This is a genomic window from Companilactobacillus zhachilii (assembly GCF_003606365.2).
Classification (GTDB): Bacteria; Bacillota; Bacilli; order Lactobacillales; family Lactobacillaceae; genus Companilactobacillus; species Companilactobacillus zhachilii.
The window spans coordinates 735462-752892 of sequence record NZ_CP031933.2 but is presented as its reverse complement, the minus strand read 5'-3'; the positions used below and the strand labels follow the sequence as shown (position 1 = coordinate 752892).

Sequence of the window (17431 nt, the reverse complement as noted above, 5' to 3'; positions counted from 1 at the left end):
CTCAAAAAAATTTATTTTCTAATATTTCGCTTCACATCAATAAAGGTACTTAAACCACTAGAATCCAGCCGAATCAATCGATCTCGGAATTCATTTCGATCCAACCTCATTCGATTTTCATTATAAATTCTAAACAGTAACATTGTATTTCGAATCAAAAAATTGGCACAGACAAAGGCATCTAACTCTGATATATCAAAAGCCGCATACAAAGCTTGCGACAATCCTCTAGCAATTTTTATCTCAACTTTTCTGGCTAAAAAGCTGTAATCATCTGAGGTCATCATTAATGTATAAAACTCACGTGACTCTTGGAAGAAATCCAACACTTTATCAAAAATATAGCCTGGTTCGGCCAAACCTTGACTTAAGGGCTTGGATAGCATCAATTCCAACAACTTATCGGCAATTTCATCGACTACTGTATCGGAAAAATCATCAATCGAATCAAAATGTAGATAAAATGTCTTGCGATTAATATGAGCTGTTTCCGTTAATTCTTTAACGGTAATATTGCGATAACTAGTCTTACTTGCCAAGGTACGAAACGCCGCTTGTAGCGCTTGGTTTGTTTTCTGAACACGTAAATCAACTTTTTTCATTATAATTCCCTAGCCTTCAAAAAAAGATATTACACAGATTGTGTATTTATGTTGTGGACTTAAAATTTTTTTACGTTATTATTTAAGCCACAGTTGAGTATTATTTCGAGTCAACTATAACATACTTTACAAAGAGGCAGAAAAATGATCAAAGCAGAATGGAAATATATCCTCAAACATAAATTAATGGTCATAGTTTTCATAGTAATGATTTTTATCCCCTCGATTTATTCAGTCACCTTCCTTAAATCTATGTGGGATCCTTATGGTGAATTACAAGATTTACCCGTGGCCGTCGTCAATCATGATAAAGGTCTTAATTATCAAGGAACAAACTTACACGTTGGCCAAGATTTAACCAAAAATCTCAGTAAATCAAAAGCGATGGACTTTCATGTTCTCGATTCCAACATTGCTGCCAATAAGGGACTTAAAAATGGCAAATATTATATGGTTATCACCATTCCCAAAAACTTTTCTAAAAATGCGACAACCTTGCTTAATAAAAAGCCTCAAAAAATGGTTTTAAATTATGAAACAAGTGCTGGTCATAACTTCACTGCTTCTAAAATGACTGCCCAAGCCGCTCAAAAAGCTGCTCAAGAAGTCTCTCAACAAGTTACCAAGACATACTCTAAAACCATGTTTACCGCGATTAAACAAGTTTCTAAAGGTATGGCTACGGCCGCAAATGGCAGTCGAAAATTAGTTTCTGGAAGTACCAAAGTAGCCGATGCCAATCAACAAATAACTACGGGATTGACCACACTAGCTAACAGTTCCCTGACTTTCGCTAATGGTTCTAAAACTCTCACACTTGGTCTTGAGCAATACATGGCAGGTGTCAATCAAGCTTCAAACGGATCACAAACTTTGACTAATGGTCTTAATCAATTAAATAACAAGTCGGCCACGTTAGTTAATGGTGCCAATCAACTATCTAGTGGTGGCAACAGCTTAACTACTGGTTTACAAAACTATACAAACGGCGTCAGCGAACTTAATGCAGCCACCGATACTTTATCAACAGGTGCCAACAATCTAGGTCAAGGAACTTCCCAGTTATCAACCAGTGCCACGACCTTAAATTCCGGTCTATCCAAATTGCAAGCTGCCAGTCAAGATCTAACTGATAACTTGCAAAAAGTCAGTTCTGGTCTAACTTCTAATTCAACCCAATTAAACAATTCCATTACTAATTTAAAACAACAATTAGCCAATAATGATTCCAATCAGGCTCAAGCAATCAAAACTGATTTAAACAGTTTACAAAAAGAGCTAGACTCCGCCAGTCTCACATCCAAAGTTGCTCAAGTTGCCGATCAACAAGGACTGACTGCTAGTCAAAAGGCAGCAATCTTAGCCGCTGTAAGTAGTCCTAATACCGAACTGACCCAATCCTTAGATACATTAAATACTGACCTAAACATCCTTCTGACGAAACAGACAACCGCCGCCAACCAGCTTGATACATTACAAAGCTCCCTTTCAAACTCGCAAAATAATTTATCCACTGAAATTTCCCAGTTAACTAACGGTTCAACTCAATTAACAAATCAATTAGGCGTTGCTACTGTTGGCATGAATCAACTAAATACCGGTATCGGAGAAGTTAACCTCAATACTTCTAAACTAGCTCACAGTACATCCCAGCTACATTCGGGCACTAACCAATTAGCTAATAATGGTTCGGCTTTAAACACTGGAGCTAAAGCTTTAAGTAGTGGCATCAATGCCATGAATATACAAATACCTAGTTTAACTTCAGGTATTTCACAATTAGATAACGGAGCTAATAACTTAAATTCTGGTCTGACTCAACTACGTACTAATGGCCTAAAATTAAGCAATGGCGCAAATACATTGACTAGTGGGGCTTCACAATTAGCCAGTGGTTCACAAAATTTAGCAACCGGTTCAACTCAATTAGGATCAGGCATTAATCAAATTACTTCTGGTAATCAAACTTTAGCAAAACAATTGGCTGCTGGAGCTAAAAAATCCCATTTAAGACCAACCAACCTAACATATAATCAACTGGCTCAACCTGTAACGACCAATCACAAAGAACGTGACAAAGCACCAAACAATGGAACTGGTATGGCTCCTTACATGTTGTCAGTCTCTCTCTTTGTCGGCGCCCTAGCGTTCAACTTAATGTTTGATATTTACACACCTAGAAAGTTCCCTAGAACTGGTATCGCTTGGTGGGCCAGCAAGGCAACAACTACCGGTACTTTTGCTTTAGGCGAATCATTAGCCGTTTTCATCCTCTTGAATTTGATTGACGGACTAAAGCCAGTCCAGACTTTTCCAACCTTCATCGTCTTATTTTTAACTAGCCTGATGTTTATGTCGATCATTTGTTGGTTGAATCTCGTTTTGGGTAAAGTTGGTTCCTTCCTAAGTATGATTCTCTTAGTCTTCCAACTTGGTGGCTCTGCCGGAACTTATCCAATCCAACTTTCCAACCACTTCTTCAATGCTATTCATCCCTATCTACCAATGAGTTATAGCGTTTCTGCACTAAGACAAACATTAATGATTGGTGATTCTGCAAACCCTGATATCTTTACGATTCTTGCCATCACGATTAGTTTTGCTGTTTTGACCATCATCTTCTTTATCATCAGAAAATCTCGTTTCAACGAAATAGACTTTACTAAGGAAGCCGCTGAACATTCTGAGGTTTAAAATTATTCATACCTCCAGAAGCAAGAAAATTTAGGTCGCTGTGGGGACCGACGAAAACCAAGGTCTTTCGTCTCGATTTTGAACTTCGCAAAATCCGCGAATTTCAAAAGTCGTCCCGTGGTGTAAGAGCTAAAGCTCTTACACCACCTGCACAGCGGCCTATTTTTCGTGCTTCTTCCGGCTAGTTTCTCCCTAATCCTGAACAAATAAATTGAATGATTTGAATTGTTACAAGATAAAACTTGCTAATTCTATGTAATTGATAACTAGAGTATTAGGATTTAATGTATTACTTCAATCTTTGGTAAAACACACAAAATTATTCAAAGCCTCTATCAAAAATCACCTATCTCAATTTGTAAAACATGCCGATTAGTATACTAATAATTGTCCAAATAATGACAAGCTGTATATTAAATATCGACTTTATCATTTAGCTATTAACCGTCATAATTACGAGTCATAAAGGCCTCCAGCATCAGATTATCTTCTTGATTATTTACAATTGGTATACATTTAAATAGTTATGATAGCGGTACAAGTTAATAAATGGTTCAGTTATTTTACTTTCTACCTTAATAAGCCATATAATTTCAGCGTAATAACGAATAACGTATATTACATTCTAAATAATAATTACTCCGTTTTTACTGGAGGCCTGAAAAAATGAAATTAATTAAACGAGAATACATAGCGATGTCTATTATAGTCATGGCTATCCTAGGTTTATTCATTGCCTTTTGGTTTCTAATTATGCCTGACGCTCAAATTGTTGAGGCGGCTACAACTCAATCTCCACCAGTAACTACCACAGCAACAACTACTCCACCTGGATCGACTAGTAGCACTGCTCTAAAGAGTGTTACAACTGCTACTGCTTCTAATACGACAGCACCGGCTGTCACCACTCCTACGGCAAGTACAACTACCGCAACTCCAGTTGCTAAAGCAACAACTACGACAACAACAGCTACGATTACTACTACCGGCAATACTACTATTCCTAAAGTCGAATTATCTGTCTCAGGTTTGACTGGTGCCGATGCTATCGTAACTGATATGCAAGGAAACCCTGTTAAGCCATCAGATGACCTATATACTTGGTTAGATTTCAAAATCAATTATAACTGGAGTATCCCTGATGGTGTTCAAATCAATTCTGGCGATACTGTTCCTTTTGAATTACCTAGTGGACTAGCTCCACCTAGTGATCTAACATTTCCTATTTTTGATTCAAATAATGTAAAAATCGGTACCGCTACGATTAAAGCTGGTCAATCAACTGGTACCATTACTTTCAATGATGCCCTAGAGCACACTAGCAAGAATCGTCATGGTACTTTACAGTTCATTGCCAAAGGTACCAATACTGGATCTGGTAACGAAGGTAATAACTGGATGTTCAACAAAAATGGTTGGATTGCCGCTTATGGCTTGGAGGGAGCTCCCAATGAACTAACTTGGAACATTGCTTTCAACCCTAATAGCAATACTTTAACTAATGTTGTTATTACAGATACACTGGGTCCCAACCAAGAATATATCCCCGGCTCATTAACCGCTATTGCTGGACATTTTGAAAATGGTAATTTCGTCAGTGATGGTTACTATCTATCACCTACCGTTACTACTGATGGCAACAAAGTCATTATCACTTTTCCTGACAAAATTACTACTTCAGTTGATATTTTCTATCGTACCAAAGTAACCGCAAACCCTGATGGAACCAATACTTGGACTAACCATGCAACTATGGGTTCCAGCGAAGGTGATTACGAAGTAGACTCCTCAACTTCTTGGGGTGGTTCTGGTACTGGTAACGGTGATCAAAAGACTGGCTCCATTACCTTAACTAAAACAGACGATGTCACCGGAAAAGCTTTAGCGGGCGCTGTCTATGAATTAAAAGATAGCACGGGCAAAGTTATTACCGCTGATGCCACAACTGATGAAACTGGTAAATTAGTCATCTCTGATCTTCCTTACGGTACTTACACCCTAACAGAAGTTAAAGCTCCCGATGGCTACACCTTAAACCCTAACCCAATCGAATTTACTATCCCTGACAATAAGGTCCTCGACATCACTGCTGAGCAAAAAGATACTGCTGAGAAAGGTGCTGTTATCCTAAAGAAACTTGACGCTTTAACAAATGCCACAATTGCTGGAGCAACATTCAACTTACTCGACAAAGATGGCAACATCATTAAAGAAGGTCTTGTTACCGATGGGAGTGGTCAAATCTCCGTCTCTGATTTAACCCCTGGCGAATATCAGTTTGTCGAAACAAGTCCTGCTACAGGCTATATCCCTGACGATACCCCAATTTTATTCACTGTTCTTCCTAACCAAACAACACCGGTAGAATTGGAAAAGCTCAATAATGAATTACATTCTGATTCTGATACTGGTAGTGTTGTTTTAACTAAATTTGACGCTACTCTAAAAAATACTTTACCTGGAGCAATTTATAACTTGTTAGATAGTCAAGGTAATGTACTTTACGAAAATCTAACTACTGATAAGAATGGTCAAATTACTGTTCCACAATTAGTAGCTGGAGATTATTCATTCGTTGAAGTAGCTGCTCCTGAAGGTTATGAAGTAAATCCAGATCCTATCAAATTTACTGTAACAAAAGATATGGAAAGCAAAGTTCAAGCAACCGATAAACAAAAGCCAACTGAACCCGGCGTTACTGAACCTCCTACTAACCCCGGTCCTCCGACTGAACCTGGTAAACCAAAGCCTCCCGTTAACCCTGGTCCCCCTACAGAACCCGGTAAACCAGAGCCTCCTGTTAACCCTGGTCCTCCGACTGAACCCGGTAAGCCAGAGCCTCCTGTTAACCCTGGTCCGACTGAACCTGGCAAACCAAAGCCCCTGTTACTAATCCCGGACCTACTGAACCAAGCAAACCAGAACCTCCTGTCACAAACCCTGGTCCAACTGAACCAAGTAAACCAAGTCCAAATCCTGGCCCTAGCGTAGTTTATCCATCGACTGATAATAACAACGGTGGTTCAACAAGCGTCGGCAAGAAACCTGGAGCAAATTCTGGTATTGGCTACGGTCAAGCTGAATTTCCACAAAATGGTAATGAAAATAATCTACTTATGATTATCAGTGGTTTCTTCATCGCATTGTTTGTTTTACTCAAACATCTGATCAAGAAACTTGCTTAAAGTAAAAATCCTCTAACAATTTGATTAATTCAAACTTGTTGGGGGATTTTTCTTTTTGATGCCGCCTCCAGGAGCAAAGAAATCAGGTCGCTATGGGGACCGCCGAAAGCCAAGGTCTTTCGGCTCGATTTTGAACTTCGCAAAGTACGCGAATTTCAAAACTCGTCCCGTGGTGTAATGACTAAAGCCATAACGCCACCTGCACTGCGACCTGATTTCTTTGCTTCTTCCGGCTAGTTTACTTGTTGAGAGTGGGACAAAATATGGTCAGTTTTCGTGGTATTAAGGCAAATATCGCTAGTAATCCAATTTTAAATTACTGGCCCCATTGTTTTAAGCGGAAAAAGCTATGTTTTGTTCCACGTTTATACTGCATGTTTAAAGACGACAGCAGTTTTGCCCCAAGCTCGATATTAAATCTGAATTATACAGTAAATATTATATTTACACTATGAAAAACTAAGACACCATAACCTGAAATCTACTTTGAGACCTTAATCTTCTGGTTGTATACCGAATGGCTATACTCTCTACACGACATTCAATATCCGATAAGCTATGATGTTTTTTAATAACAGGATATTAAAAAATTCTAGTTATTGTTGAAAAAAGATTTTATAAAATCTAAGAAGGTAGAACCTATGAAATTGACAAAAAAGATGCTTCTTTTAACTTCCCTACTAATCATCGGTACTGGTGTGACAAGTATTCCGGCATTGACTGATACAGCTCAAGCAGCGACCACCACTTCCTATAAGGACCTAACGCCTCAAGGATTCTACTACCGTGTCGGCAAAGATGAATTGGTTAAAGCTAGTGATGTGAAGATTCTAACTAAAGATACACAAACTGATTCCAGCATGATTGAAACAGATTCACCTAATGACTTTCGCCTAGAAACGACAACTAAAGCTGTTCTTTACAATCTAAAAGGTCAAAAGTTATCCAAACATCTAGCAGAAGGCACCGTTTGTTCAATTGGTAGCGCCGATGCATTTACACATAGCACTTACTACAAAGAATCCAAAGATAAGCTAGTTCAGGTCAATGACAGTACTTGGCTTTAGAATATTAAATCAAAAAAACGTCTATGAAAGAAATTAAACTTTCTTCCATAGACGTTTTTTCTGGATATCAATAATTATTTATTTTGAACTTAATACACTAGCAGGGTGACGAAACGAATAAGTCAGCAGTGGTAGTGGTGTTGGCGATTTATCACTTACTCCACTGGACGTATTTTGAAATCCGCGGGTTATGCGAAGTTCGAAATCGAGATTCGAGACCGCTCTTTGGCTCGAATCGGTCCTCACAGCGACTTATTCGTTTCGTCCCCCTGCGGCATTTTTACCTCAAGCCTTTTATATCAAAAACAAGAAAATTGTAACAATCAGTAAATCGGCACTTCCGCCGAGGCTCAAATTGTTTTCATTGCAGTAACTGTTCATATCGTCGAGTGTTTCACGACCCTCAGTATGGCTACAACCACCTTCTACTAAAATATTCTCAGCATATTTTTGAATATTTTCTAATGACTCAAGGTTTCCACGTTTCACAACATTGGAATCGTATGATTCAGAAACAATCACCATCAAGGTATCTAATAAGACTGTTCCAAAATCATTGCCAAAGTGAGCTTTAAGATATGGCAACGATTTTTCAAACACGGTTGGATAGCCACGTTCGGCTTCTCCACGAATGCCTGTAATGCCATATTGTAGAAACATCTTCTCACCATTAGTTAATTGTTTCTTTTTATCGAGATCTTTGAAATCATGTTCAGTTAGTCCTCGCAACATTCTCTCAGTTGTCTGACGGATATTTTTCTCATCGAAGCCGGCTGCCGCCAACAAAATTCCCAAGGAGAAAATGGCTCCTTTATGGGTATTAATATCCCCAGTAGCTTCAAACATTGCTTTTTCAGCTTCCATCCCAATTGGACGAATTTCATGGAAAAGTTTCGTTAAATCTTCACCAGCAAAATCAATTCCTGCCTGAGCAAAGCGTTCAAAGTATGGTCGTAATGACACAGCACTGTCGATAAAAGTAAACACATCCATATCTAAATGGGTCGTATGATCGACCGGATCAACTAAACCTGGTTTAGGTTGTACATCTACTTCGTATAATAGAGCTTTCAATGCCGCGTTGGCTAAACGTGTCCTTAATTCCATAAGATCTCCAAATTTTTATTAATTAGTTTATTTATATAAGCTTGCATAGCTTCAACACTATGTGTGCGACTGCGGGCACAAACTTTGGCCGGTTTATCACACATTAAACATTTCCGTTCTGGCTGGGCAAACTCTTGCCGACTTAACGGACGAATAACACCATTATCAACCACTAAGACATCGATATCAAACAGGCGGCCAAATTCATTGCTATCCTCAAATTCAATCGCAATTTTTTTAATATCTTTCGCCTCGCCAGCAACAATTAAGAAAGCTTCAGAACCAGTGGCAACGTCCCACAATAATCGATAGTCAACTTTCATCCCTTGTAAAAAGATATTTAATCCTTTTTGAAAAAAGTCGGCTAAATAATAATTGTTTTTAATGGGACCGGGAGTATTCAACTTAGCACTGACTAATGATTGATTACTTTTCACTTGGCTTAACAACTGCTTCTGTTCTAACACACGGGCATCACGATTATTTAAAACATGGGCAATATCTTGTTGAACCCTTTAGAAAATACATCAATCATTATTTCTCTCCTAGTCTTTAACTTGGTAAACTGTATCGATCAAACTACCATCACGGTATTCAATCAAAGCAACTGGTCTGTCAGTAAATTCAAGTGGTTCTGACTTACCAACAATTGCTTGGGCACGTTTTTGAAGTTCTTCAATGGTATAAACAGGAACTCCGGGAACATTCTTCAAGGCTTCAATTAAGTCTTTACGTTTAGGGTTGATAGCAATACCAACTTCAGTAACTAAAACATCAATGCTATCACCAGGTGTAACAACGGTTGTCACGTCATTCACAACTGTGGCGATACGACCACGAACAAGTGGTGCAGAAATAATAGTCAATTTAGCGTTAGCAGCATCTTGGTGTCCACCAATGGCTCCACGCAAGACACCATCAGAACCAGTCATAACGTTAACGTTAAACTTAGTATCGATTTCCAAAGCTGACAAGATGCAGACATCTAGTTGATTAACGGCAGCACCCTTGTTATATGGATCAGCATACCATGAAGAATCAATTTCTTGTTGGTTCTCATTGCTTGCCATACTTGCAGCAGCACCTTTATCGAAATCTTGGACATCTAAAATCTTGTTAACAAGACCTTCTTCAAGTAAATCAACCGTTGGCTTAGTAATTCCACCTAAAGCAAATGAGGCCTTAATATTCTTAGCAAGCATTGATTTTCTAAGATAACGACTGACGGCAAGGGCAGCACCACCAGAACCCGTTTGGAAACTAAAGCCATCTTTGAAGTATTGTGAATGAGTAATTACTTGGTTAACCATTTCCGCAATCTTCAATTCCTTAGGGTCCTTAGTAAAACGAGTTGCACCGGAACCAATTTTATCAGGATCTCCGACCTTAGGAACTTTCACAACGTAATCAACTTGTGTTTGTTCAATGCTGGCTGGAGTGTTTGGATAAGGCATGATTGTATCGGTTAACAAGACGACCTTGTCAGCATACTTAGCATCCATCAATGAATAACCCATTGAACCAAAGACCGCATCACCATGAATGGCATTAGCGTTACCAACAGCATCCGCATTTGGGACACCTAAGAAAGCAACATCAATCTTGATATCACCATTTTCGATTGAACGAGCACGGTTACCATGTGAACGTAGAACAACTGGGTCTTTTAAACCACCGTGAGAAATAAAGTCACCTAGTGTTCCACGCATACCAGATGAAGTGATGTGGGTAATTGTTCCCGCTTTGATAGCCTTAATTACCATATCGTTCATAACGTTTGTTAGTGAACTAGGAGCAAGTGTTAAATCTTGGAAACCTTCATTAATAATTTCTTGCATGACCATGTTAAAAACAAAGTCACCTTCACGGAAATGATGGTGGAAAGAAATGGTCATACCATTCTTCAAACCAGCCTTTTCAATCACTTCTGGAATTGATTCAACTAATTTATTATCACCTTGAGAAACTTTTACTTGGTGAGCCACATAAGTTGTTTCGGGACTGCCAATTTCAGTTGTTTCAAATGGTTTGTAGTTCTTTTCTTTTAAAATATCATCAGGAATTTCACGATTTACTTTATTTAGCATAAATGTTGCCCTCCGTATCAACTAAATGTGAAGCTTTTGCTAGAGCCATTGTCCGCTCAGCACGGGCTACAACTGGCTTGTCGACCATCTTACCGCGTAATGAAATAACACCTGAACCCTTCTTGTGAGCTTCGTCAATCGCATGTAAGACATCTTTAGCATTACGGATTTCTTTCTCAGTTGGTGCATAAATTGCATTAACTAATGGAATTTGACGAGGATTGATGACTGATTTGCCATCGAATCCAAGTTCATGGATAATTTCAACTTCGTGGTTGAAACCTTCAGTGTTATCAACATCTGAATAAACCGTATCAAAGGCCGCAATACCAGCAGCACGAGCACCATGCAAAATCATGTTACGAGCAAATGAAAGTTCAGCTCCATCAGGATATCTGCGTGTCTTCATCATTGTGACATAATCTTCGGCACCAAGCGCAATCCCAATCAAACGATCAGAAGCCTTGGCAATAGCTGGGGCATTCAAGACACCACCCGCACTTTCAATGGCGGCCATCATATGTGTACGACCATTTTCAATGCCAAAAAATTTTTCAGCTTCAGCGATAACCTTTTCCGTTTCAACAACATCATCAGGAGTTTCTGTCTTAGGCAAACGAATAACTTGTACACCAGCTTTAACCATGGCAAAAATATCAGCTCGGCCCATTTCAGTATCCAAACCGTTAATTCTCACAACTAATTCAGAATTGCCATAATCAACATTTTGTAATGCTTCAAAGACCAACATTCTAGCTGTATCTTTTTCATTTAGAGAAACAGAGTCCTCAAGGTCAAACATAATTGAGTCAGCTCCGTAAATACCAGCATCTTTGATCATAGCTGGGTTGTTACCAGGAACAAACATCATGGTTCTACGTAAACGTTCCATTATCCAAGTACCTCCCAATTAGGTTGATTTTGTGTATCGGTTGCACGTTGAATAGCAGCAATCAAACGAGCTTTAATTGTACAATCCAAAGCTCCCTTATCAACGGCACGGACATTAACATTTTCAATGCCATAATCAGCCAATAAGTCAGTAATAACTTTTCTAATTTGGTTACCAAATTGTTTTTCAACTTGTGAATCGAGATTGATTTCTACGCCTGTACCTTTTGACAAAGTGAATTGAATATCACTTGATTCCAAAGTACCAGCTAGAGCTGTATGCTTAATTTCCATCGTGAATCCTCCTTAATAAGGTTGGTAAATTATTTTTAATAAACTTAAACGTTGTTACTGGAACATATTTTTGAACCTTCGTTAGGTCATTATTTTGGATGGCGGAACGAACTTTAGTAGCACTAATAATATCTTTTTGGACAGCTTTACGGTCGAGTATTTCTAAACTGACCTCTGGCGGTAAAACCTTAGCTAGTGACTGATTATAAATCTCAGTCGTTGGTGAATAAGGTTCACTACCAACAAAGCGTTTCGTAATATGTAAAGCCTTGGCTACACGTTTGAATACTCGGGCATCCAATTGTGTTTGATAAGTTGCAACATCAGCTCGACTCTTAATAAAATACGAAGGAAATGTCACAAAACTCACCATATATTGCCCCCCACTGACAACCAAGACATTATCTAAATCGCTAGTCCCTTGTTCAATCAAGTCCATCCGTTCCTTTGTAGTAAATAACGAGGCATCTTGATTAACGACAAACAAGTAAACATAATCACTAGCTTTAGCTGCCTGTTCAACTAAGTAGCGATGGCCCAAAGTAAACGGATTCGCATTCATAACAATTGCAGAAATATTTTTTCCATCTACCTTAGGTAAATCGGCAATATATTGATCAATCGAATAATCCCCTGTCTCAAGTAACACCGAGACATCAGTTTCAGCAACGACCTGAAACCCTAAATATTCAAAACTTTGTTTATATTGTGGCTTGGTAAAAACGAAAACGTGAAAAATATTTTGCGTGGCCAATTCATTGATCAAAGTAGACACCAGTTTATTAAAAACTGCTCCACCTTGAAACTCAGGTTCAATCGCTAAATACTTCAAAACATTTTCAAAGTAAGAACCAGTCGCAATTAATTCATCATCTTCATAGATACCAAACGTTTCCGTGATATCATCAAGATTCTCAATAACCAAGCCTTCTTTTTCAATCAAGACTTGCCATTGTTCATAGTAATAGGAATCTTTAAGATCTAATGTAGTAATCTCCAAAACATAACTCCTACGTTCCGCCTACAGGAGTAAGAAATTTAGTTTGCTGTGGGGACCGGTTGGAGCCAAGGTCTCCAACCTCGATTTTGAGCCTTGCACAACCCGCAAGTCTCAAAAGTCGTCCCGCGGTGTAAGTGCTAAAGCACTAACGCCGCCTTCACAGCAATCTAAATTTCTTACTCCTTCCGGCTAGTTCATTAATAATTGTTTATTTACTGGTGATTTGAATATTGGTAATAATTATTTTAATGGTTCTAATGTCTTAAAAATTACATGAATAAATATCCAAATAATCATAATTACTTACTCGGTAATCTCTTTGATAGATGTCATAACCTAGAAATTTCAATACCCTAGTCGGAGGGAATGAGAGATTTTTTACCTGCAGTGAAAGTGGAGTTAGGGCTTTAGCCCTTACTCCACGGACGTGTTTTGAAATTCGAGCGGTCTTCTCGAAGTTCAAAACCGAGACCTGAGACCTTGGCTCCAGGCGGTCCCACAGCAGGTAAAAAAATCTCTCATTCCCGGAGACGGCACTCCCAAAGAATTATCTAAGCAAAAAATCTCATCAAGAAAATTGATAGTGTAACGGTAATGGCACCACCTAAACGAACCGCAACTTGAGCAAATGGCATCAAGTTCATTCGATCACCGGCAGCAAGGATAGATAAGGCACCTGTACCACCTTGACCAGAACAACATGAAACGGCAATGGCTGTATCAACTGGATACATGTTCAAGAATTTAGCGGCGAAGAAGGCGGCCGCAACGATGGCTGTAACGGTAACGAAAATAGTGATCAACATTGGAACATTTGTAAAGACTGTAACTAATGACTTCCAAGGTGTCATCGCAACACCAACACCGAATAGTAAGAGTGGTGAGATACCTTTAACAGTTAAACTGTAAAGTGATTTTCCACCTTCTTGAACTGAATCAGGAATCCAGCCCAGCATTTTAGCAACCATAACGACAATCAACAAGACGATTGGAGCTGGCAAGTGGATAATTGAATTAATGTAAACACCTAGCATATAAAGTGTGATAGCTAAAATACCTGAAACAAGCATCTTAGTAATGTTAGCTGTGTCTGATTTTGATGATAAACTGCCTAATTCATCAGAACTGTTATCTGTTTCAACTAGACGTCCATTACCAGTCAAATTAGGTCTCCAGACACCGATTTGTCTCAAAATACCTGCTTCAATAACAGCAACTAAACTACCTAACATAACGCAAGGTAAAATTTGAGCAAAAATATTTTGTTGACCCATCGAAATAATAGCGGCATAACCAAGTGATAATGGCAAAGCACCTTCACCAACACCACCAGCCATAATTGGTGCAACGATAAAGAAGTATGATTTGTAAGCTGAAAGTCCTAATAACATACCGACTCCCATACCAACAAGTGGCCCCACAACTTCACAGATCAATAGCACCACGATGATTCTCATACTTGCTTGAATCAAAGTCTTACGGTTCATGGCTGAAATACTACCAACAATCAATAGCGCAATGAAAACAGCTAAAAAGTTGTTATTGTTCATAAAGTCAGTTACGACCTTCGTAGTACTTTGGGGAAGCCAGTTCATATAAACTAAATATGATGGCAAGAAAGTAACGACTAATACTTTTCCACCCAAAGAATTTAAGACGGGAATATGTTTTCCGACTTCTTCCAAGACAAAAGAGAATAAAGTCATAATACCGATGGCACCAATCATGTCATTAGGCATTTGGTTAGTAATTGTTAATAAGACATAAGCTACTAATAATAGTAGGTAAAGCGGCATTGGAACGATACCAATATTCAATGCCATAAACTTTTGGAAGATGTTCTTGTGTTGATCTTCGTCAGGAATCGAGTTCAATTGCATGATTTAATCCTCATTTTTCACAAAATTTGTAACTGCATCTGACACGGTCTTAACAACGTTCTTATCAAAAACTCCCGGAATAATTTTTTCAGGTTTTGGATCGGTGATCATAGCAGCTAGACCCTCAGCGACACTAGCTTCCATTTCAGAACTAAAATGATTAACATGATTTTCCAAAAGACCTCTGAAGAGACCTGGGAAAGCCAAAATATTATTAACTTGATTAGGATGTTGTGAACTACCAGTTGCTACTACCTTAGCACCAGCAGCTTGAGCAAGTTCTGGTTCAATTTCAGGCTTAGGGTTAGCTAAAGCAAAGACGATACCATCATCCATTGAGGCAACCATTTCTTTAGTAACAAGCCCACCGACTGATAAACCAACGAAGGCATCGGCACCCTTCATAGCATCAGCTAAAGTTTTAGCACCAGTTTGATTATTGATACGTTTCATCAAATCATATTGATACTCATTTAAACTTGTTTCTTTGTTGTCGATAACACCCTTTTTATCAACTAGAACGATGTTCTTGATACCGCTCTTGAACAATAATTCGGCTGTGGCTAAACCAGAAGCCCCGACACCATTAATAACAACTTTCAAGTCCTTAATGTCTTTGTTAACGACTTTAGCGGCATTAATCAATCCAGCTAGAACGACGATTGCTGTACCTTCTTGGTCATCATGGTAAACAGGAATATCAAGTTTTTCTGCCAATTTTTGTTCAATTTCAAAACATCTTGGGGCTGCGATATCTTCCAAATGAATCCCTGCAAAACTCTTACTGATGTTAACAACCGTTTGAACGAACTCATCAACATCAACTTGGTCCAAAGCTAAAGGAATTGCATTTACGTTGGCTAGACGTTTATATAACAAAGCCTTACCCTCAATAACAGGTAGACCACCTTGGGGACCAATATCTCCAAGACCCAGAACTGCCGAGCCATCAGTAATAATTGCGACTAACTTACCACTGACTGTATATTCAGAAGCCAAGCTATGGTTCTTTGCAATGATCTTACTAATTTCAGCAACGCCGGGTGTATATGCCTCACCAAGTTCTTCCATTGTTGAAACAGGTAGTTCTCCATTAATTTGGAGAACACCTGTATGCGCTTTATGTATTTTTTTAACTAATTCCATATCCATAGGTGTCGCCTCTTTTTAAATAATTAAAAAATATCCAATAAATTTAACATTTTTCAATTTGAATACTACTCTATTTTTCAAAAAATGTAAATAGTTTCACAAAGTTCACAAACTTTCAAAATTGAATTCAACGGGTAAATAGGGTAACTTATAAGTAACAAAGGAGAATCATCATGCCCCAAGAAGAAAATACGTCATTACTAGTAGATTTGGCTCAAGACTATTATTTAAACCATTTGAACTTGGGTGACATATCGAAAAAGTACAATATCAGCCGTTACAAAATATCAAAATACTTATCTGAAGCAATTGATAAAAAAATTGTAACTATCAACATTAGTTCACCCTTTTCACGAAGTTCTGACTTGGAAAACAAGCTTCGGGAAAACTTTCCCAACCCTAATTTTTATGTTTTGAAAAATACTGAAGATATTGCACATGAAAACGATCGATTCTACTCATTTGCTGCTAAATATTTACAAGATTTAATAGATGGCAAAAAAATAATCGGCCTCACGTGGGGAGACACGATTTATCATGTGATTGATGCTTTTCAAACAACAGCTAAAGACAACATGGTCTTTACACAATTCATTGGTGAAAACGGGAAACATAATTCACTTGCAGGTACGATGCGTATGGTTCAAAAAGTTGCTACGCGTTATAACGGTAAATATTTGACCATCGACGTGCCACTTTACATAGTTAATAAGGAAGTTAGACGTTTGCTAGCTTTAGAACCAGCCATTCAACCTTCCCTGGCAACAGCTGAACAGTTAGATTTAATTTTTACTAGTGTTGGGACATTAGACTCCATCAATAGTATCGACTCTTGGTACAATAGTAAGAATATTCTTTTCCCGAAAGTCAATTCCAATTCAATCGCTGGTTTAGTTTACGGACGTCCCATCGATAAAGAAGGCAACGTATTAGTCAACGAAGATGATGATAAAGTCTTCGGAATTAGCTTCAAGAAAATCTTAGAAGTTCCTTCACGTGTAGCAATCGTCAACGATAAATTTAAGTCCTCAGCTTTAAGTGCTGCCCTACAAGGCAATTACTTTACTGACGTGATTTTGAACGAACCTACTGCCAATAAATTACTAGCAGAATTGTAGATCCGACATTTTTCCACTGAAATTATATTATATTTGTTTGTGCATTAGACTAATCTATACAAAAAGTACCGCATGGTTTGAAATGATTCTTTCTTAATTTTGGTTATAGAATAGAAAATAAAAAAGGCTAGGTATCTCTTCTGGGTATAAATCCAGAAAAATACCTAGCCTTTTGCTTATGTTCAATTTCAAATAATATAGCACTTGTTTATCGAATTAATTTCATCGTACTAAAAATAATAAATGTATTAGTCTCTGGGTGCAAGGAATGTTGGCAGCAGTGAAGGTGGCGTTGGCGCTTTAGCGCCTATACCACGGGACGACTTTTGAAATTCGCGCACTTTGCGAAGTTCA

At 38.3% G+C, this 17431-nt stretch carries 13 protein-coding genes; 4 read left to right on the top strand and 9 right to left on the bottom strand.

The annotated features are described in order from the left end of the window. Positions 1 to 11: 11 nt before the first annotated feature. Positions 12 to 602 (bottom strand): TetR/AcrR family transcriptional regulator, encoded by a 591-nt coding sequence (locus tag D1B17_RS03240; RefSeq protein ID WP_120143064.1) that lies wholly within the window; start codon positions 600 to 602, stop codon positions 12 to 14. Positions 603 to 746: 144 nt separating this feature from the next. Between D1B17_RS03240 and D1B17_RS03235 the strand changes: the two genes are divergently transcribed. The 3 genes from D1B17_RS03235 (at position 747) to D1B17_RS03225 (ending at position 7548) form a co-directional block, all read left to right on the top strand. After that, positions 747 to 3296, top strand: a complete 2550-nt coding sequence (locus tag D1B17_RS03235; protein ID WP_120143065.1) for a YhgE/Pip domain-containing protein — start codon at positions 747 to 749, stop codon at positions 3294 to 3296. Between the two features lie 666 nt (positions 3297 to 3962). Next, the gene (locus D1B17_RS03230; protein WP_120143066.1) at positions 3963 to 6287 is read left to right on the top strand and encodes a SpaA isopeptide-forming pilin-related protein; all 2325 of its coding nucleotides are present in this window, start codon (positions 3963 to 3965) and stop codon (positions 6285 to 6287) included. An 835-nt stretch (positions 6288 to 7122) separates the two neighbouring features. Continuing rightward, a complete protein-coding gene (locus D1B17_RS03225; protein ID WP_120143067.1) occupies positions 7123 to 7548 on the top strand; it encodes a hypothetical protein in 426 nt (141 codons plus the stop codon). 294 nt (positions 7549 to 7842) lie between these two features. On the opposite strand, the gene citG is transcribed toward D1B17_RS03225, so the two are convergent. From citG to D1B17_RS03185, 8 genes are all read right to left on the bottom strand, one after another. After that, on the bottom strand, positions 7843 to 8655 hold the full coding sequence (gene citG / locus D1B17_RS03220) for a triphosphoribosyl-dephospho-CoA synthase CitG (RefSeq protein WP_120143068.1): 813 nt from the start codon (positions 8653 to 8655) through the stop codon (positions 7843 to 7845). Then, complete coding sequence (gene citX, locus D1B17_RS03215) at positions 8646 to 9122, bottom strand: citrate lyase holo-[acyl-carrier protein] synthase (protein WP_240704446.1); 477 nt, start codon at positions 9120 to 9122, stop codon at positions 8646 to 8648. Before citX ends, citG begins: the two co-directional genes overlap by 10 nt. 78 nt (positions 9123 to 9200) lie before the next feature. Further along, positions 9201 to 10742: a citrate lyase subunit alpha gene (citF, locus tag D1B17_RS03210; RefSeq protein ID WP_120143070.1), complete on the bottom strand. Its 1542-nt coding sequence runs from the start codon at positions 10740 to 10742 to the stop codon at positions 9201 to 9203. Then, a complete protein-coding gene (gene citE, locus D1B17_RS03205) occupies positions 10732 to 11634 on the bottom strand; it encodes a citrate (pro-3S)-lyase subunit beta (RefSeq protein ID WP_120143071.1) in 903 nt (300 codons plus the stop codon). Before citE ends, citF begins: the two co-directional genes overlap by 11 nt. Next, on the bottom strand, positions 11634 to 11927 hold the full coding sequence (citD, locus tag D1B17_RS03200; protein ID WP_057892915.1) for a citrate lyase acyl carrier protein: 294 nt from the start codon (positions 11925 to 11927) through the stop codon (positions 11634 to 11636). The genes citE and citD overlap by 1 nt, the downstream gene beginning before the upstream one ends. After that, positions 11917 to 12927 (bottom strand): [citrate (pro-3S)-lyase] ligase, encoded by a 1011-nt coding sequence (gene citC / locus D1B17_RS03195; RefSeq protein WP_120143072.1) that lies wholly within the window; start codon positions 12925 to 12927, stop codon positions 11917 to 11919. The genes citD and citC overlap by 11 nt, the downstream gene beginning before the upstream one ends. Before the next feature lie 551 nt (positions 12928 to 13478). Beyond that, the gene (locus D1B17_RS03190) at positions 13479 to 14765 is read right to left on the bottom strand and encodes a 2-hydroxycarboxylate transporter family protein (RefSeq protein WP_420868409.1); all 1287 of its coding nucleotides are present in this window, start codon (positions 14763 to 14765) and stop codon (positions 13479 to 13481) included. 45 nt (positions 14766 to 14810) lie between these two features. Continuing rightward, positions 14811 to 15959, bottom strand: coding sequence for an NAD(P)-dependent malic enzyme (locus tag D1B17_RS03185; RefSeq protein WP_120143073.1), 1149 nt, complete (start codon positions 15957 to 15959; stop codon positions 14811 to 14813). A gap of 173 nt (positions 15960 to 16132) precedes the next feature. Between D1B17_RS03185 and D1B17_RS03180 the strand changes: the two genes are divergently transcribed. Continuing rightward, positions 16133 to 17077, top strand: a complete 945-nt coding sequence (locus tag D1B17_RS03180) for a sugar-binding transcriptional regulator (RefSeq protein ID WP_120143074.1) — start codon at positions 16133 to 16135, stop codon at positions 17075 to 17077. Positions 17078 to 17431 lie beyond the last annotated feature (354 nt).